This window comes from Rathayibacter sp. VKM Ac-2754, from assembly GCF_009807095.1.
In the GTDB taxonomy this organism is placed as follows: Bacteria; Actinomycetota; Actinomycetes; order Actinomycetales; family Microbacteriaceae; genus Rathayibacter.
This window is the reverse complement of sequence record NZ_WUCC01000003.1, coordinates 1-17,232: the sequence shown is the minus strand read 5'-3', so window position 1 is coordinate 17,232 and position 17,232 is coordinate 1. Positions and strand designations below refer to the sequence as shown.

The window sequence follows — 17,232 nt, the reverse complement described above, 5'->3', positions numbered from 1 at the left end:
AAACCGTCGCTACGGTGGTCGCATGAGAATCCTCCTGGTCGGCGCCGGCGGCGTCGGCGACGCCTTCGCCAAGATCGCCGCGCGCCGCACCTTCTTCGAGCAGATCATCGTCTGCGACTACGAGCTCGATCGGGCCGAGCGCACCGTCGCCTGGATCGCCGACCGGCACGGGCAGGAGGGCGTCGAGGACCGCTTCGTCGCCGCCCGGATCGACGCCTCCGACGCCGAGAGCGTCGAGACCGTCGCCCGCGCGCACCGGGCGACCCACGTCATGAACGCCGTCGAGCCCAAGTTCGTGCCGACGATCTTCGCCGGGGCGCTCGCCGCCGGCGCCGACTACCTCGACATGGCGATGAGCCTGTCGCGCCCGCATCCGCTCGAGCCGCACGCGCAGACCGGGCTGAAGCTCGGCGACGAGCAGTTCGCCGCATCGAGCGCGTGGGAGTCGGCGGGGCGCCTCGCCCTCGTGGGCATGGGCGTCGAGCCCGGCCTGTCCGACGTCTTCGCGCGCTACGCGTCCGACCACCTCTTCGACGAGATCGACGAGCTCGGGGTCCGCGACGGCGCGAACCTCGTCGTGCGCGACGAGAGCGGCGCCGAGATCTTCGCGCCGTCGTTCTCGATCTGGACGACCATCGAGGAGTGCCTGAACCCTCCGGTGGTCTTCGAGAAGGAGCGCGGCTGGTTCACGACGCCGCCCTTCTCCGAGCCCGAGGTGTTCGAGTTCCCCGAGGGCATCGGGCCCGTCGAGTGCGTCAACGTCGAGCACGAGGAGGTGCTGCTGATGCCGCGCTGGCTCGACGCGAAGCGGGTCACCTTCAAGTACGGACTCGGCGAGGAGTTCATCGGCGTGCTGCGCACCCTCAACCTGCTCGGCCTCGACCGCACCGAGCCGATCCGCGTGCGCTCCTCGGAGGGTCCGGTGCTCGTGGCGCCCCGCGACGTGGTGGCCGCCGCCCTGCCCGACCCGGCCGGCATCGGCCCGCGGATGACCGGCAAGACCTGCGCGGGTCTCTGGGTCAGCGGCACCAGGGGCGGCGAGCACCGCGAGGTGTACCTCTACCACGTGAGCGACAACGAGTGGACGATGGCCGAGTACGGCACGCAGTGCGTCGTCTGGCAGACCGCGCTCAACCCCGTCATCGCACTCGAGATGCTGGCGACGGGCCTCTGGTCCGGCTCCGGTGTGCTCGGGCCCGAGGCGTTCGACGCCGAGCCGTTCCTCGAGCTGATGGCGCGCCCGGTCGCCGACGGCGGCTACGGCCAGGCCTGGCACGTCCGCGAGGACGGAGCGAGCTGAATCGGGGCGAGCCTAGGCTGGACGCATGAGCATCGACGGCGATCGGCTCGCCTCAGCGAGAGACGAGGCGCGCGCGGCCCTGGAGGCCGCCCGTGCACTGCAGGCCCAGGCCGCGGCCGCACTCGAGCGGGCGGAGGCGGCGGCTGCCGCTCTCGGGGCGGCGAGCGGTCCGGAGGAGGCGGCCGCCGTGGTCGACGACGTCCGACTCGTCGAAGACGCGCAGGCGCCGGACGCAGCTGCGCCACCCGTGCCCGGCCCGCTCCCCGAGTCCGCGGTCGACGCCGTCCGCGCCGGCTACGCCTTCTCCGGCCCGGCTCTCGAGCTCGGCGCCCTCGTCAACGGCGACGCCCGCGTCGACGTGCCCGTCCGCATCCCGCTCGGCATGCTCAACCGGCACGGGCTCGTCGTCGGCGCGACCGGCACGGGCAAGACCAAGACGCTGCAGGTGCTCGCCGAGCAGCTCTCGGCGCACGGCGTCCCCGTCTTCGCCGCCGACATCAAGGGCGACCTCTCGGGGCTCGCCACCCCCGGCACCGCGAGCGACTCGCTCGTCGCGCGCACCCGCACCATCGGCCAGGACTGGGTCGCGGAGGCGGCACCCGCCGAGTACTTCGCGCTCGGCGGCATCGGCACCGGCGTCCCCGTCCGCGCGACCGTCACCGGCTTCGGTCCGCTCCTGCTCGCGAAGGTCCTCGGGCTGAACCACACCCAGGAGTCGAGCCTCGGCCTGGTCTTCCACTACGCCGAGTCCGCGCGGCTGCCGCTCGTCGACCTGTCGGATCTCCGCGCCGTCCTCACCTACCTCGTCGGCGACGAGGGCAAGGCCGAGCTCGCCGAGCTGGGCGGTCTCTCGAAGGCGACCGCGGGAGTGATCCTGCGCGAGCTGATCGCCTTCGCCGACCAGGGCGCCGACGTGTTCTTCGGGGAGCCCGAGATCGACACTGCCGAGTTCCTCCGCAGCACCCCCGAGGGCCGGGGCGTCGTCAGCCTGCTCGAGGTGCCGGGAGTCGCCGACCGGCCGGCGCTGTTCTCGACGTTCCTGATGTGGCTGCTCGCCGACCTCTTCAACGACCTGCCCGAGGTCGGCGACCTCGACCGCCCGAAGCTCGTGTTCTTCTTCGACGAGGCGCACCTGCTCTTCCGCGACGCGTCCAAGGACTTCCTCGCGGCGATCACCCAGACCGTGCGGCTGATCCGCTCGAAGGGCGTCGGCATCGTCTTCGTCACTCAGACGCCCAAGGACGTCCCCGGCGACGTGCTCGCCCAGCTCGGCTCGCGCATCCAGCACCAGCTGCGCGCGCACACCCCCGACGACGCGAAGGCCCTGCGCGCGACCGTCTCGACCTACCCCGAGTCCGACTACGACCTCGGCGAGATCCTGCAGGCCCTGTCGATCGGCGAGGCGATCGTCACCGTGATGAACGAGCGCGGCGCTCCGACTCCCGTCGCGTGGACGCGCCTGCGCGCTCCGCAGGGCTCGATGGCGCCGACCCCGGAGGCAGAACGGGAGGCGAGCGTCCAGCGCTCCCCGCTGCTCGCCCGCTACGGCACCCCGCTCGACCGCGACTCCGCACGCGAGATCCTGACCCGACGCCTCGACGCCGCCGCCGAGGCCGAGGAGGCGCGCCTCGCCGCCGAGGAGCGCGCCGAGGAGGAGGCCCGCGCCGCGAAGGAGCGCGCCCGCGAGGAGGTCCGCCTCGCCAAGGAGCGCGCCACCGCCGAGCGCCGCGCCGACGAGGCCGCCGAGCGCTCCCGCCGCCGCACCGCCCCCCGCTCGACTGCCCCCCGCACCTCCCGCCGCGACAAGACCGTCGTCGAGCAGGTCCTCGGATCCTCGGCAGGCTCGACGTTGCTCCGCGAGGTCGTCCGCGGCATCTTCGGCACCACCCGCCGGCGCTGACGGGGGCCATCTGCGGCGTTGTCGTCAGTCGCGATACCGCCGGTATCGCTCCCTCCTCCGCCTTGCAGCCGACCCCCGTCAGCGCCGGCGGCGACTGGGCGAGGGATGCGTGCCCCCGCCCCCTGCATGCTGATCGAGTAGCCCGCGCAGCGGGCGTATCGAGATCCACCAGCGTCAGCAGCACCGCCCCTGAGCGCCACGGTCTGTCGTCCCGCCCTGCATGCTGATCGAGCCCGCAGCCCGCGGAGCGGGCGTATCGAGAACCACCAGCGTCAGAAGCCCTGCCTCGCAGCCCACGCCTCCTGGCGCGAGCCGCCCCGTTCCATCCGTCACAGACGCACCGTCCCTACCCCTTCACGCGGCTCATCCGCGACCGATCGACCACCTCGGGGAGCGCACCGCGGCACTGGCCGCTAACGCCCGCGTGTTAGCGTCGGCAACGTGACCGAGAGCCCGACGACCCGCGACCGCATCCTCCGGGCGACCGCCGAGCTGCTCGCCGAGGGCGGGCGCGATGCCGTCTCGACCCGCGCCATCAGCACCGCCGCCGGCGTCCAGGCGCCCACCATCTACCGCACCTTCGGCGACCTCCGTGGACTTCTCGACGCCGTCGCCGCCGCCGGGTTCGGAGCCGCGCAGGCCGAGTTCGAGCGCGTCGACCCGCCCGCCGATCCGGTCGACGCCCTCCGCGCCGCCTGGGACCACCACGTCGCCTTCGGTCTCGCCGAGCCGCACCTCTACGCGCTGATGTTCACCGCGCGTCCGGGGGAGGAGTCGGAGGCGGCCCGCCACGCCCGCGGCGTCCTGCTCGCCCACGTCCACGCCGTGGCGGAGGCGGGCCGCCTGACCGTCGACGTCGAGCGGGCGGCGCGCCTGCTCCAGTCCGCGGCCCTCGGCTGCACGCTGACGCTCACGGCCGACGGCGACGACGAGCTCTCGGCCCGCTCCCGCGAGGCCGTGCTCGCCGCGATCACGACCCTCGACTCGGGCCCCGTCGATCCTGCGGCCCGGGCGGTCGTCGCCCACGCCGTCGCGCTGCGCGAGGCACTGCCGACGGTCGACGGTCTGAGCGCGGGGGAGCGGGGTCTCCTCGAGGAGTGGCTCGACCGGCTCGCGCACTGAGCGATCCGACTCGCGCACTGAGCACCGCGGAGACAGCAAACGGCGCCGCGCGCTGGCGAGAGCGTGCGACGCCGTTCGGCGGAGGATGGGGGATTCGAACCCCCGAGGGCTTTCACCCAACACGCTTTCCAAGCGTGCGCCATAGGCCACTAGGCGAATCCTCCAGGCGCGACCGTGATCGCGACCTGAAGCACACTACCCGAATCCGACCGGCGCCGCTGACCACGCGGGTCCCCGGGCTCGCGGCATCGGGTTAGACTGTCTCCCGGCTCCCCGCGTGGCGCCATCCAGGCCAACTCCCCCAGGGCGGAAACGCAGCAAGGGTAACCGGGCTCTGGCGGGTGCGCGGGGGGTCTTCTTCGTCTCAGCGGCAGGTTGCCGCGGGGTCTCCGCGGTCGCTCCTCCACAGGCCGCCGCTGCTGCACGCTCTCCCATCCGAGGCGCCCGTCCAGCCATGCGCGAGGCCCCCTCGGTAGGCTTGCGCCGATGGTTCAGAGCATCTACATCTCGTCCGCCGAAGGTCATTCCGGCAAGTCCACGGTCGCCCTCGGCGTCCTCGATCTGCTCAGCAGTCAGGTGCAGCGGGTCGGTGTCTTCCGGCCGATCGCGCGGTCGGCCTCCGAGCCCGACTACGTGCTCGAGATGCTGCTCGGCCACTCCGAGTCGGGCCTGGTCTACGAGGACTGCATCGGCGTCACCTACGAGGACGTCCACGCCGACGGCGAGGCCGCGCTCTCGCGCATCGTCGAGCGCTACAAGGGCGTCGAGGCGCAGTGCGACGCGGTCGTCATCCTCGGCTCCGACTACACCGACGTCGGCAGCCCGACCGAGCTCGGCTACAACGCGCGCGTCGCCGCGAACCTCGGCGCCCCGGTGCTCCTCGTGCTCACCGGCCGCGATCCCTCCCGCAGCGAGCAGCTCGGGCAGGCCCCCGCGCGCACTCCCGAGGAGATGCGCCAGATCACCGAGCTCGCCTCCGTCGAGCTGCGCACCGCCCACGCCACGCTCATCGGGGTCATCGCCAACCGCGCCGATCCCGAGACCGCTCCTGCCGCTGTCGAGGCCATCCGCTCAGCGCTTCCCACGCCGGTGCCGGTCTGGGCGATCCGCGAGGATCCGTTCCTCGTGGCGCCGAGCTTCTCGCGCCTCGTCGACGTGGTCGACGGAGTCGTGGTCGCCGGCGATCCCGAGCTGCTCGGCCGCGAGGTGCTGGGCGTCGTCGTCGCCGGCATGTCGATGGTCAACGTCCTGCCGCGGCTGATGGAGGGCGGGGTGGTCATCGTCCCGGGCGACCGCCCCGAGGTGGTGCTGGCCGTGATCATGGCCCACGCCTCCGGCAACTTCCCGACGGTCTCGGGCATCATCCTCAACGGAGGCTTCGAGCTGCAGGAGCCGATCGTCCGCCTCATCGAGGGCGTCGACAACAGGCTCCCGATCGTGATGACCGAGCTCGGCACCTACGACACCGCTGTGCGGGTCACCGCCGCCCGCGGGCGCCTGGCGGCCGACTCGCCCCGCAAGCGCGACACCTCCCTCGCCCTCTTCGAGGAGGCCATCGACGCGGTCGAGCTGCTCACCCTGCTCGACGTCGGCCGCTCCGAGGTGGTCACCCCGCTGATGTTCGAGTACGGCCTGATCGAGCGCGCCCGCATCGCCGACCGCCACATCGTGCTCCCCGAGGGCGGCGACGACCGCATCCTCCGCGCCGCCGCGACGGTCCTCAAGCGCGGCATCGCCCGCCTGACGATCCTCGGCGAGGAGTCGGAGGTGCGCGGCCGTGCCGCCGCCCTCGGTCTCGACATCGACGGCGCCCGCGTGCTCAGCACGCTCGACCCCGAGCACCGCGCGCGCTTCGCCGAGGAGTACGCGAAGATCCGCGCCCACAAGGGCATCACTTACGACCACGCCTACGACACGGTGACCGACGTCTCCTACTTCGGCACGATGATGGTGCAGCTCGGCCTGGCCGACGGCATGGTCTCGGGAGCCGCCCACACCACCGCGCACACGATCCGCCCCGGCTTCGAGATCATCAAGACCACCCCGGGCGTCTCCGTCGTCTCGAGCGTGTTCCTGATGGCGCTGGCCGACCGGGTCCTCGTCTACGGCGACTGCGCAGTGAACCCCGACCCGACCGCCACGCAGCTCGCCGACATCGCGATCTCCTCCGCCGAGACGGCGCAGCAGTTCGGCATCGACCCCCGGATCGCGATGCTCTCCTACTCCACCGGCGAGAGTGGAGCGGGGGCCGACGTCGAGAAGGTCCGCGCGGCCACGGCGCTGGTCCGCGAGCGCCGCTCCGACCTGCTCGTCGAGGGGCCCATCCAGTACGACGCGGCGGCCGACGCCGCCGTCGCGGCCTCGAAGATGCCCGGCTCGCAGGTCGCGGGCCGTGCGACGGTGTTCATCTTCCCCGACCTCAACACGGGCAACAACACCTACAAGGCGGTGCAGCGCTCGGCCGGCGCCGTCGCCATCGGCCCGGTCCTCCAGGGTCTCCGGAAGCCGGTCAACGACCTCTCACGCGGTGCCCTCGTGCAGGACATCGTCAACACCGTCGCGATCACCGCGATCCAGGCGGCGACGCAGGCGATCGTGCCGCCGACCTCCGCCATCCCCCTGCCCGTGCGCTGACGGCCACCCGCCGCCGCGTCCCCTCCCGACCCCGATCACCCCAGGAGTCCCATCGTGTCCGTCGTCCTCGTCGTCAACAGCGGTTCGTCGTCGTTCAAGTACCAGCTCATCGAGATGACGACGGAGGAGACGCTCGCCAGCGGTCTCGTCGAGCGGATCGGGGAGGAGACCGGCCGCACGAAGCACACCCGCGACGGCGAGAGCATCGAGTTCGAGACCCCGATCCCCGACCACACCGCGGGCTTCGACGCGATGATCCGCGCCTTCGCCGAGCACGGCCCGAGCCTCGACGAGTTCCCGCCCGTCGCGGTCGGCCACCGCGTCGTGCACGGCGGCAAGCGCTTCTACGAGCCGACCCTGATCACCGACCTGGTCAAGATCAACATCGAGGACCTCTCCGATCTCGCTCCGCTGCACAACCCGGCGAACCTCGAGGGCATCGAGGCCGCGCAGAAGGCCTTCGCCGACGTTCCGCACGTCGCGGTGTTCGACACGGCCTTCCATCACACGATCCCCGCGGCGGCCTCCACGTACGCCATCCCCGCCGACCTCGCCGACAAGCACCGCATCCGCCGCTACGGGTTCCACGGCACGTCGCACAAGTTCGTCTCGGAGTCGGCCGCCGCGTTCCTCGGCCGCCGCCGCTCCGACCTCAAGACCATCGTCCTCCACCTCGGCAACGGCGCCTCGGCGTGCGCGGTCGACGGAGGCGCGTCCGTCGAGACCTCGATGGGCATGACCCCGCTCGAGGGCCTCGTCATGGGCACCCGCTCCGGAGACCTCGACCCCGCGGTCGTCTTCCACCTCGCCCGCAAGGCCGGCCTGTCGATCGACGAGCTCGACACCGTCCTCAACCGCCGCAGCGGACTCCTCGGCCTCTCCGGCCGCGGCGACATGCGCGACGTCCAGGAGGCGGCCGATTCCGGCGACGAGAAGGCTCGCGCCGCCCTCGACGTCTACTACCACCGCCTCCGCCACTACATCGGCGCCTACTACGCCCAGCTCGGCCACGTCGACGCGATCGTCTTCACCGCCGGAGTCGGCGAGAACGTCGCCGCCGTCCGCGCCGGCGCCCTGCGCGGCCTCGAGGGCCTCGGCGTCGAGCTCGACGAGGCGCGCAACACGAGCCCCGACCGCGGCGCTCGCCGCATCTCCACCGACGACTCCCGCGTCGCCGTCCTCGTGATCCCCACCAACGAAGAGCTCGAGATCGCGCGGCAGTCCTTGTCGGTCGTCTAGCGGCGCAGCCGCTAGACGACTCGCGGTCGGCTTCCAGGGGTGGTTGCGATTCGCAGAGCGGGCAACGTCGGGCTGCCGGAAATCACTCGCACGCGATTTCCGGTCGCGCCCTCTGCCCTGTGCGTGCAACCCCGGTGCGCTCCGGTCGAGCTCACACGCGGGGGTCGGGCACCTACGAGTCGTGCCCTCTGCGAGGGCGGCGATCTGCGGGGGCGGGCGAGCGCTGCGCGCTCGACCCTCCTTAGTGCCCCCGCCACCCTCGCTGATCGAGTAGCCCGCGCAGCGGGCGTATCGAGATCGACGTCCGTCAGAAGTGGAGGCGCGCCCCCCTTGTACCCCGCGCTCCACCCACCCTCGCTGATCGAGTAGCCCGCGGAGCGGGCGTATCGAGATCCACCACCGCCAGAAGGGTGGGGCAGAGGATCGATCTGCTGATGCTGGTGCTCGATGCGCCTCGACTTCCGCCTCACCGCTGAGACGCGGAGCGGCTCCCGTGGGTGAGCCGCGGCTCAGGGCAGCAGTCGCTCCGCGCCCGCGTAGACGTTGAAGCCGCCGCCGCGGCTGAAGCCGAGGAGGGTCAGGCTCGAGCGGCGCGCGAGGTCGACGGCGAGGGACGACGGCGCGCCGACGGCGGCCAGCAGGGGGATCCCCGCCATCACCGCCTTCTGCACCAGCTCGAACGACGCCCGACCCGACACCTGCAGCATCGTCCCGCGCAGCGGCAGCCGCCCCTCCCGCAGACCCCACCCCACGACCTTGTCGACGGCGTTGTGCCGGCCGACGTCCTCGCGCAGCACCAGCAGCGACCCGTCGGCGTCGAACAGCCCCGCCGCGTGCACGCCGCCGGTGCGCTCGAACACCGCCTGAGCCTCCCGGAGGCGCTCCGGCAGCTCGACCAGCAGCTCGCGCGGCACCCGCAGCGGATCCTCCGCCACCGTCCATGCCGAGTCCGTCGTCACCGCGTCGAGGGAGGCGAGGCCGCAGACCCCGCACGAGCTCGTCGTGTAGACCGAGCGCTCCCGCTCGAGCAGCACCGCCTCTCGCCCGTCGCGCACGGTCGCGTCGACCACGTTGTAGGTGTTCTCGGCGGGCCCCGATCCGCTGGCGCAGTACCGCATCGCCGAGAGCTGCTCGGTGGCAGTGAGCACCCCCTCCGAGACGAGGAACCCCGCGACGAGATCGAAGTCGTCGCCCGGAGTGCGCATCGTGACGCTGAACCGCCGTCCGCCGACGCGGATCTCGAGCGGCTCCTCGACCGCGAGCACGTCCTCCCGGACCCGGGGCGGCGCCTCCGCGCGGACGGCGGTCAGGCGGGTGCGGACGACACTGCGGCTCATGAGGCTCCTTGCGAGGGTGGGAGTCATCCTCGCACCGCGACCCCGGAGCCGCCTGCGACGTACGATGCAGGAATGGTCGACGACGCCGAGCCCCGCGAGAGTCCGATCGACGAGAGTCGACTGACGGTCGCCTCCCCGAAGCGCAGGGCGGTCGGCATCCCCGGCGTCGCCCACGCCCTGCAGATCTCCCTGAAGCAGATGGGTCCGCTGCGCAGCGCCGAGACGCTGCTGCGGGTCAACCAGAAGACCGGCTTCGACTGCCCCGGCTGCGCCTGGCCCGAGGCCGACAAGCGCCACGTCGCCGAGTTCTGCGAGAACGGCGCGAAGGCCGTCGCCGAGGAGGCGACCCTCCGCACCGTCACGTCGGCGTTCTTCGCCGCGCACCCCGTCGCCGAGCTCGAGGAGTGGGACGACTTCGCCCTCGGCCAGCAGGGCCGCCTCACCGAGCCGATGCTGCTCGAGGAGGGCGCGACGCACTACCGTCCGGTCGGCTGGGACGAGGCGCTCGACATCGTCGCCGACGAGCTCTGCGCCCTCGCAGATCCGGACGAGGCGATCTTCTACACCTCCGGCCGCACCTCGAACGAGTCGGCGTTCGTCTACCAGCTGCTGGTCCGCGGCTTCGGCACCAACAACCTCCCCGACTGCTCCAACATGTGCCACGAGTCCAGTGGCTCGGCGCTGACCGAGACCATCGGGATCGGCAAGGGCTCGGTCAGCCTCCGCGACGTCGAGCGCGCACCGCTGCTCATCGTCGCCGGCCAGAACCCCGGGACCAACCACCCGCGGATGCTCACCGCCCTCGAGCGCGCCAAGCGGGCCGGGAGCACCATCGTGGCCGTCAATCCGCTGCCCGAGGCGGGGCTGCTCCGCTTCGACAACCCGCAGACCGTTCGCGGAACTCTCGGCAGCGGCACGCCGCTCGCCGACCACTTCCTCCAGGTGCGGCTCGGTGGCGATCAGGCCCTGTTCCAGGGGCTCGGCAAGGCGCTGCTCGAGGCCGATGAGGCGCGCGGCGACGTCTTCGACCGCGCCTTCATCCGCGAGAGCACCGACGGGCTCGACGCCTACCTCGACGAGCTGCGCGCGACGGCCTGGTCCGAGATCGAGCGGGGCAGCGGGATCGACGAGACCCGCATCCGCACCATCGCCGAGCTGATCGCGGCGTCCGAGGGCACGATCGTCTGCTGGGCGATGGGACTCACCCAGCACCGTCACTCCGTCGCGACCCTGAAGGACGTGGTCAACGTCCTCCTGCTGACCGGCAACATCGGCAAGCCGGGCGCGGGCGTCTGCCCGGTCCGCGGCCACTCGAACGTGCAGGGCGACCGCACGATGGGCATCTTCGAGCGGATGCCCGACTCCTTCCACGACGCGCTCGACCGCGAGTTCTCCTTCGCCTCGCCGCGCGAGCACGGCACCGACACCGTCGCGGCCATCCGCTCGATGCGCGACGGCACGGCCCGCGTCTTCGTCGGCCTCGGCGGGAACTTCGCCCGAGCGACGCCGGACAGCGGGGTGACGGAGGCGGCGATGCGCTCCCTGGCGCTGACCGTGCACATCTCGACCAAGCTCAACCGCTCGCACGTCGTCACCGGCCGCCGCGCCCTGATCCTGCCGACGCTCGGTCGCACCGACGCCGACGTCCAGGCGACGGGGGAGCAGCGGGTCACCGTCGAGGACTCGATGAGCGCGGTGCACGCGTCGCGCGGACGCCTGAAGCCCCCGAATCCTGCGCTCCGCTCCGAGGTGGCGATCCTCACCGGCATCGCGGAGCGGCTGCTCGCCGATCGGGACAACGTGCCGGTCGTCGACTGGCCGGCCCTCCGCGGCGACTACCGGCTGATCCGCCGGCACATCGAGAACGTCGTGCCCGGCTTCGCCGCGTTCGAGCAGCGGATCGACATGCCCGGCGGCTTCGTCCTCCCGCACCCGCCCCGCGACGCGCGCCGCTTCGACACGCCGTCGGGTCGCGCGCAGTTCACGGCGAACCCGCTCGACTACCCGCGGGTGCCCGAGGGACGGCTGCTGCTGCAGACCCTGCGCTCGCACGACCAGTTCAACACCACGATCTACGGCAGGGACGACCGCTACCGCGGGATCCACGACGGCCGCCGCGTCGTGTTCGTGCACGCGGCTGACATCGCCGCGCTGGGCTTCGCCGACGGCGCGATGGTCGATCTCGTGTCCGAGTGGGAGGACGGCGTCGAGCGCCGCGCCGAGGCGTTCCGCGTCGTCGCGTACGACACGCCGCGGGGCTGCGCTGCGACGTACTACCCCGAGACGAACGTGCTCGTCCCGCTCGACTCCACGGCGCGCGTCAGCAACACGCCCACCTCGAAGTCGGTGGTGATCCGGCTCGAGGCGGCCGCCTGAGTCACCGGCGCGGGGTCACCAGGGCAGGCGCAGCAGCGGCACGGAGTCGCCCGGGCGCCCGCCGGTGGGCGGCACGACCGCGACGGCCTCCGAGGCGCTGAGGCCGGTCAGCATGTGCGAGCGGATGCCCGCCGCGGCCCGCCAGCGCCCCTCGACGAGCCGCACCGGTACGAGGGTCGTGGTCCCCGCCCGGCCGAGCTCCTCGCCGAGGAGGCCCTCCTCGAGGACGCCGTCGACGACTCCGCTCGCCGCGTCGATCGCCGGAGCCAGGAGCGACAGCCCCGCGAGCACCGCCGCGAGCGGGTTGCCGGGCAGCGCGATCACCAGGCGGTCGCCGGGCAGCGCCGCGACGAGCGCGGGATGGCCGGGACGCATCGCGACCCCGTCGATGATCGTGCGCCCGCCGGCCGCGACGATCGCGCGCCGCACCGCATCCGCCCGCGACCGCCCCGTGCCACCGGTCGTGACGACGAACGGGGCGGCGGAGTCGGTCAGCAGCGCGGTGATCGCCGCCTCGTCGTCGCCCACCCGCGTGACGGAGTCGACCGCGCCGCCGAGACCGCGCACGAGCGACGGCAGCAGCGGGGTGAAGGCGTCGCGGACGCGGCCGGGCTCCGGTATCCCGCGCGTGTCGATCTCGTCGCCGGTGAAGACGAGGGCGACCGGGGGCCGGGGCCGCACGCGCACCGAGTCCAGCCCCGCGACCGCCAGCAGAGCGAGGTGCGAGGGGCGGAGGCGGACGCCCGCTTCGACGAGCACCGTGCGCTCCGCGGCCTCGTCGCCCGCGCGCCGGATGTGCCGGCCGGGAGCGGGCGGCCGCGCGGTCGTGAGGACGTCTCCGCGCACGGCCCCCTCCTCCGACGGCACGATGGCCTCGCACCACTCGGGCACGAGGGCGCCGGTGACGACCGGCTGCGCCGAGGCCGCGAGGCGCCAGGGCCCGGCTCCCCGCACCATCCAGCCGTCCATCGCCGACGAGTCGTAGTGGGGGAGCGGCCGCGGCGCGCGCACGGCCTCGGCGCTCACGCACCCCTCGGCCTCGGACAGCGCGCAGTCGAGGCTCGCCGGAGGGACCGCGCCCGCGGCGACGAGCGCGCGGGCGCGGCCCCAGTCGACCGCCTGGTGCCCGCTCATCCCCTCATTCTGCGGGGTGAGCGGGCGGGCGATCAGCCGAGGTAGCCGTTCGGGTTCAGCACGAACTTCTTCGCCGCGCCCTTGTCGAAGTCGGCGTAGCCCTGAGGTGCGTCCTCGAGCGAGATCGCCGTGGCCTGCACCGCTTTGGCGATCTGCACCTTGTCGTGCAGGATCGCCATCATCAGGGAGCGGTTGTACTTCATCACCGGGCACTGGCCCGTCGTGAAGGACAGCGACTTCGCCCAGCCGAGTCCGAGGCGGATCGAGAGCGAGCCCTCCTTCGCCGCGTCGTCGACTCCGCCCGGGTCACCGGTGACGTAGAGGCCGGGGATGCCGAGGGCGCCGCCGGCCGCGGTGATCGACATCAGCGAGTTGAGCACCGTCGCGGGCGCCTCGCTGCCCGAGTCGGGGCCGTTGCCGTGGGCCTCGAAGCCGACGGCGTCGACTCCGCAGTCGACCTCCGGGACGCCGAGGATCTGCTCGATCTGCCCGGCCGGGTCGCCCTTCGAGACGTCGACGGTCTCGCAGCCGAACGAGCGCGCCTGAGCGAGCCGCTCCTCGTTGAGGTCGGCGACGATCACGACGGCGGCGCCCAGCAGCTGCGCACCGACCGCGGCGGCGAGGCCCACGGGCCCGGCGCCGGCGACGTAGACCGTCGAGCCGACTCCGACGCCCGCCGTGACCGCACCGTGGAAGCCGGTCGGGAAGATGTCGGAGAGCATCGTCAGGTCGAGGATCTTCTCGAGCGCCTGGTCGCGGTCGGGGAAGACGAGCAGGTTCCAGTCGGCGTAGGGGACCATCACGTACTCGGCCTGCCCGCCGACCCAGCCGCCCATGTCGACGTAGCCGTAGGCGCTGCCGGGGCGGTCGGGGTTCACGTTCAGGCAGATGCCGGTCTTGCGCTCCTTGCAGTTGCGACAGCGGCCGCAGGCGATGTTGAACGGCACCGACACGATGTCGCCGACCTTGACGAACTCGACGTCGGGGCCGACCTCGACGACCTCGCCGGTGATCTCGTGGCCGAGGACGAGATCGGACGGGGCGGTCGTGCGCCCGCGGACCATGTGCTGGTCCGAGCCGCAGATGTTGGTCGAGACGGTCTTGAGGATCGCGCCGTGCGGGAGCTTCCGGCCGATGTTGGCGGGATTGACGCCCGGCCCGTCCTTCAGCTCGAACGTCGGGTAGTCGATGTCGATGACCTCGACGACTCCGGGCGACTTGTAGGCGACGGCTCTGTTGCCTGACATGCGGTTCTCCTTCGATGAGGATGTCCGCGGCGCACTCGCGACCGCGGGAGCTCGCGTCGCGGCGGGTCGCCCGCAGGGAGGGAGAGGCCGCGGCGTCGAGGCTCGAGCGCACCGTACGGGCGCCGGATGTGAAGGAGCGGTGACTCTTCGCGGAACGACCCGGGGTGGGCGCAGGGCGTCCCTCAGACGGGTGGTGCGTGCCGCGCGACTGCTCCGCTCGCGGCCGAGACAGCGCGGTTCAGGGCGTCTGATCCGCCGCCCTCGAGGCCCGCCGCGTACCCCACGAGGAAGGTCGTGAGCGGGGCGGCGGGGCGGACGACCCCGTGCGCGGCGTCGCCGGCCAGCGACAGCAGGACGTCGTGCGAGACCGGGACCTCGCCCAGTCCGAGCGCCTCGGTCAGCTCGCGCCACCAGGCCGAGAGGGTCGCGTCGGTCGGGCTCGGGTGGCCGGTGGTGTCAGTCATGCGTCGATTCTGCGCCCGGATGCGCCGCGCCGGGGAGCGCGATGCCGTGCGCCCGTGCGTCCGCGGGATCGTCGACGTCGTCGGTCGAGCCGGCGGGCACCTCGACGAGGAGGGTAGGCAGCGGGCGGAGCAGAGCGCGCACGGAGGCGTTCTCGACCCTGTCGAGCAGGCGGAGGGCGCGGGCGAGCTCGCGGGTCCGGTGCAGGCCGAGGAGGAACTGGGTCCGGCCGTCCCGGTCGACCGCGAGCAGCGAAGCAGCTCCGCCGTCCGTTCGCGTCGACAGCAGCGCCTCGACGGCCGGCGCCGGGTCGACGAGGTCGCCGGCCAGCAGCAGCACCCACTCGGGCGCGGGCTCGTGCTCCAGGAGGGGCAGAGCCGCGGCGAGGGCGGCGACCGGGCCGCCGAACGGAGGATCCTCCCGGACCGCCACGGCGCGTCCGAGCAGCGCGGCCGGCACCGGAGGCCCCACGACGATCGTCCTCGCGGCGCCCTCGGCGGTCGCGAGCACCCGCTCGAGCAGAGTCCGCCCGTCGAGGAGGAGGAGCGGCTTGTCCACTCCGTCGAGCCGGCTCGCGCGCCCTCCCGCGAGGATCACGGCGTCGAACGCGCGGGTCGTGCGCTGCTCGGTCACGGCTCCGATCGTAGGACCGAGGTTCCGCGGCGAGCGGACCCGGCTCGGGTGTCGGAGGTCGCAGCTACTGTTGTCGGGTGGTAGCAGCCCTGTATCGCCGGTACCGGCCCGAGACGTTCGCCGAGATGATCGGCCAGTCGCAGGTGACCGATCCGCTCATGACGGCCCTGCGCACCAACCGGGTCAACCACGCGTACCTGTTCAGCGGTCCGCGCGGCTGCGGCAAGACGACCTCGGCGCGCATCCTCGCCCGGTGCCTCAACTGCGCCACCGGTCCCACCGACACCCCGTGCGGTGTCTGCGACAGCTGCGTCGAGCTCAGCCGCGACGGCCAGGGCTCGCTCGATGTCGTCGAGATCGACGCGGCGAGCCACAACGGAGTCGACGACGCGCGCGACCTGCGCGAGCGCGCCATCTTCGCGCCGGCCCGCGATCGCTTCAAGATCTTCATCCTCGACGAGGCGCACATGGTGACTCCGCAGGGCTTCAACGCGCTGCTCAAGATCGTCGAGGAGCCGCCGGAGCACGTGAAGTTCATCTTCGCGACGACCGAGCCCGACAAGGTCATCGGCACCATCCGCTCGCGCACCCACCACTACCCGTTCCGGCTCGTGCCGCCGGCGCAGATGCTCGACTACACGCAGGAGCTCTGCGAGCGCGAGGGCGTCGGAGTCGCGGCCGGCGTGCTGCCGCTCGTCGTCCGCGCCGGCGGCGGCTCCGTCCGCGACACCCTCTCCCTCCTCGACCAGCTGATGGCCGGCTCCGAGGCCGAGTCGATCGAGTACGAGCGCGCCGTCGCCCTGCTCGGCTACACGCACGGCGCCCTCCTCGACGAGGTGATCGACGCCCTCGCCGAGCGCGACTCCGCCGAGGCGTTCGGCGCGGTCGACCGCGTCATCCAGACCGGTCAGGACCCGCGGCGCTTCGTCGAGGATCTGCTCGAGCGCCTGCGCGACCTGATCGTCGTGGCGGCCACCGGAGGCGCGGCATCGGCCGTCCTCCGCGGCGTCTCGCAGGACGAGCTCGACCGCATGGCCGGGCAGTCGCGCGCCCTCGGGCTCGCCGAGCTCTCGCGGGTCGCCGACATCGTCAACGACGCACTCACCGAGATGACGGGTGCGACCTCGCCGCGCCTCCACCTCGAGCTGATGATCGCGCGCACGCTCGTGCAGGCCGGGGGAGCGGTGACCGCCCCGGCGGTGATCGCGCCCGCGCCGAGTCGGGAGGCGCCGCAGCGGGCGTCGCGGCCCGAGTCGCGTGCGCTCGAGACCCGCGCGCCCGAGACACGTGCCGCGGAGTCGCCGGTCCCGTCCCGCGCGCCCTCGCCCGCCTCCGTGCCGGAGTCGCTGGCCGCTGCGCCGCGCGCCGAGGCCCCCGTGACGTCCTCCGAGCCCGCGCCGACCCCGCCGGCGGTCGAGCCCGATCGTCCGCGCGCCGCCCCCGAGGTCACCGCACCCGAGCCCGTCGCCCCGACGCCCGAGCCCGCCCGGCCCGCCGCTCCGGCGATCGCGGCCGACGAGGCGGGCGGCGTCACCCTGCAGCGGATGAAGGACAGCTGGCCCGAGATCCTCGAGGTCGTGCAGAAGGCCAGGATGACGGCCTGGCTCGTCGCGTACACCGCGCAGGTCCGCGCCCTCAAGGACGACGTCCTCACGCTCTCCTTCCCGAGCCAGAACGACGTCGACTCGTTCAAGATGGCCGGTACCGCTGGGCAGCCCGGCGTGAGCGAGTACCTCCGGCAGGCGATCCAGCAGGTGCTCGGCCTCCGGGTGAAGTACATCGCCCGCGTCGAGCCGTCGGCCGCCGCTCCCGAGGCCGAGCGGGCGGCGACCGAGGCCGCCCCGCGCG

At 72.9% G+C, this 17,232-nt stretch carries 12 protein-coding genes, 1 tRNA gene and 1 other RNA gene; 8 read left to right on the top strand and 6 right to left on the bottom strand.

Annotated elements, in window-relative coordinates; all coding sequences use genetic code 11:
- Positions 1–22: 22 nt before the first annotated feature.
- From GRS92_RS05615 to GRS92_RS05605, 3 genes are all read left to right on the top strand, one after another.
- Positions 23–1,300: a saccharopine dehydrogenase family protein gene (locus GRS92_RS05615; RefSeq protein WP_159854138.1), complete on the top strand. Its 1,278-nt coding sequence runs from the start codon at positions 23–25 to the stop codon at positions 1,298–1,300.
- Positions 1,301–1,325: 25 nt separating this feature from the next.
- A complete protein-coding gene (locus tag GRS92_RS05610; protein WP_159854136.1) occupies positions 1,326–3,200 on the top strand; it encodes a helicase HerA-like domain-containing protein in 1,875 nt (624 codons plus the stop codon).
- 441 nt (positions 3,201–3,641) lie between these two features.
- Positions 3,642–4,322 carry a TetR/AcrR family transcriptional regulator gene (locus GRS92_RS05605; protein ID WP_159854134.1) on the top strand — a complete coding sequence of 227 codons (681 nt, stop codon included), beginning with the start codon at positions 3,642–3,644 and terminating at the stop codon, positions 4,320–4,322.
- 79 nt (positions 4,323–4,401) lie between these two features.
- Here the strand turns inward: GRS92_RS05605 and GRS92_RS05600 are convergent.
- A tRNA-Ser gene (locus tag GRS92_RS05600) sits at positions 4,402–4,486 on the bottom strand.
- Positions 4,487–4,586: 100 nt separating this feature from the next.
- Here GRS92_RS05600 and ffs point away from each other — a divergent pair.
- The 3 genes from ffs to GRS92_RS05585 all read left to right on the top strand — a co-directional run bounded on the left by ffs (position 4,587) and on the right by GRS92_RS05585 (position 8,195).
- Positions 4,587–4,683, top strand: an RNA gene (gene ffs / locus GRS92_RS05595) — signal recognition particle sRNA small type.
- A gap of 125 nt (positions 4,684–4,808) precedes the next feature.
- Positions 4,809–6,956, top strand: coding sequence for a phosphate acetyltransferase (pta, locus tag GRS92_RS05590; protein WP_159854132.1), 2,148 nt, complete (start codon positions 4,809–4,811; stop codon positions 6,954–6,956).
- A 54-nt stretch (positions 6,957–7,010) separates the two neighbouring features.
- Positions 7,011–8,195, top strand: a complete 1,185-nt coding sequence (locus tag GRS92_RS05585; RefSeq protein WP_159854130.1) for an acetate/propionate family kinase — start codon at positions 7,011–7,013, stop codon at positions 8,193–8,195.
- A gap of 509 nt (positions 8,196–8,704) precedes the next feature.
- On the opposite strand, the gene fdhD is transcribed toward GRS92_RS05585, so the two are convergent.
- On the bottom strand, positions 8,705–9,532 hold the full coding sequence (fdhD, locus tag GRS92_RS05580) for a formate dehydrogenase accessory sulfurtransferase FdhD (protein ID WP_159854128.1): 828 nt from the start codon (positions 9,530–9,532) through the stop codon (positions 8,705–8,707).
- Positions 9,533–9,604: 72 nt separating this feature from the next.
- On the opposite strand from fdhD, the gene GRS92_RS05575 reads away from it, so the two are divergent.
- Positions 9,605–11,908 carry an FdhF/YdeP family oxidoreductase gene (locus GRS92_RS05575; protein ID WP_159854126.1) on the top strand — a complete coding sequence of 768 codons (2,304 nt, stop codon included), beginning with the start codon at positions 9,605–9,607 and terminating at the stop codon, positions 11,906–11,908.
- A 15-nt stretch (positions 11,909–11,923) separates the two neighbouring features.
- Here the strand turns inward: GRS92_RS05575 and GRS92_RS05570 are convergent, their stop codons facing one another.
- From GRS92_RS05570 to mobA, 4 genes are all read right to left on the bottom strand, one after another.
- Complete coding sequence (locus tag GRS92_RS05570; RefSeq protein ID WP_159854124.1) at positions 11,924–13,042, bottom strand: molybdopterin molybdotransferase MoeA; 1,119 nt, start codon at positions 13,040–13,042, stop codon at positions 11,924–11,926.
- Positions 13,043–13,074: 32 nt separating this feature from the next.
- Positions 13,075–14,289 (bottom strand): formaldehyde dehydrogenase, glutathione-independent, encoded by a 1,215-nt coding sequence (gene fdhA, locus GRS92_RS05565; RefSeq protein WP_056041820.1) that lies wholly within the window; start codon positions 14,287–14,289, stop codon positions 13,075–13,077.
- Between the two features lie 182 nt (positions 14,290–14,471).
- Positions 14,472–14,753 (bottom strand): DUF6457 domain-containing protein, encoded by a 282-nt coding sequence (locus tag GRS92_RS05560; RefSeq protein ID WP_159854122.1) that lies wholly within the window; start codon positions 14,751–14,753, stop codon positions 14,472–14,474.
- Complete coding sequence (gene mobA / locus GRS92_RS05555; RefSeq protein ID WP_159854120.1) at positions 14,746–15,384, bottom strand: molybdenum cofactor guanylyltransferase; 639 nt, start codon at positions 15,382–15,384, stop codon at positions 14,746–14,748. Before mobA ends, GRS92_RS05560 begins: the two co-directional genes overlap by 8 nt.
- A gap of 77 nt (positions 15,385–15,461) precedes the next feature.
- Here mobA and GRS92_RS05550 point away from each other — a divergent pair.
- The coding region (locus GRS92_RS05550; protein ID WP_159854118.1) for a DNA polymerase III subunit gamma and tau at positions 15,462–17,232 on the top strand (1,771 nt) is incomplete at its 3' end.

What these genes read in the sequence shown, in the direction of transcription:
- GRS92_RS05615 (WP_159854138.1), top strand. Translation starts at nt 23, where the DNA reads ATGAGAATCCTCCTGGTCGGCGCCGGCGGCGTCGGCGACGCCTTCGCC.
- GRS92_RS05610 (WP_159854136.1), top strand. Translation starts at nt 1,326, where the DNA reads ATGAGCATCGACGGCGATCGGCTCGCCTCAGCGAGAGACGAGGCGCGC.
- pta (WP_159854132.1), top strand. Translation starts at nt 4,809, where the DNA reads ATGGTTCAGAGCATCTACATCTCGTCCGCCGAAGGTCATTCCGGCAAG.
- fdhD (WP_159854128.1), bottom strand. Translation starts at nt 9,532, where the DNA reads ATGAGCCGCAGTGTCGTCCGCACCCGCCTGACCGCCGTCCGCGCGGAG.
- GRS92_RS05575 (WP_159854126.1), top strand. Translation starts at nt 9,605, where the DNA reads ATGGTCGACGACGCCGAGCCCCGCGAGAGTCCGATCGACGAGAGTCGA.
- GRS92_RS05570 (WP_159854124.1), bottom strand. Translation starts at nt 13,042, where the DNA reads ATGAGCGGGCACCAGGCGGTCGACTGGGGCCGCGCCCGCGCGCTCGTC.
- fdhA (WP_056041820.1), bottom strand. Translation starts at nt 14,289, where the DNA reads ATGTCAGGCAACAGAGCCGTCGCCTACAAGTCGCCCGGAGTCGTCGAG.
- GRS92_RS05560 (WP_159854122.1), bottom strand. Translation starts at nt 14,753, where the DNA reads ATGACTGACACCACCGGCCACCCGAGCCCGACCGACGCGACCCTCTCG.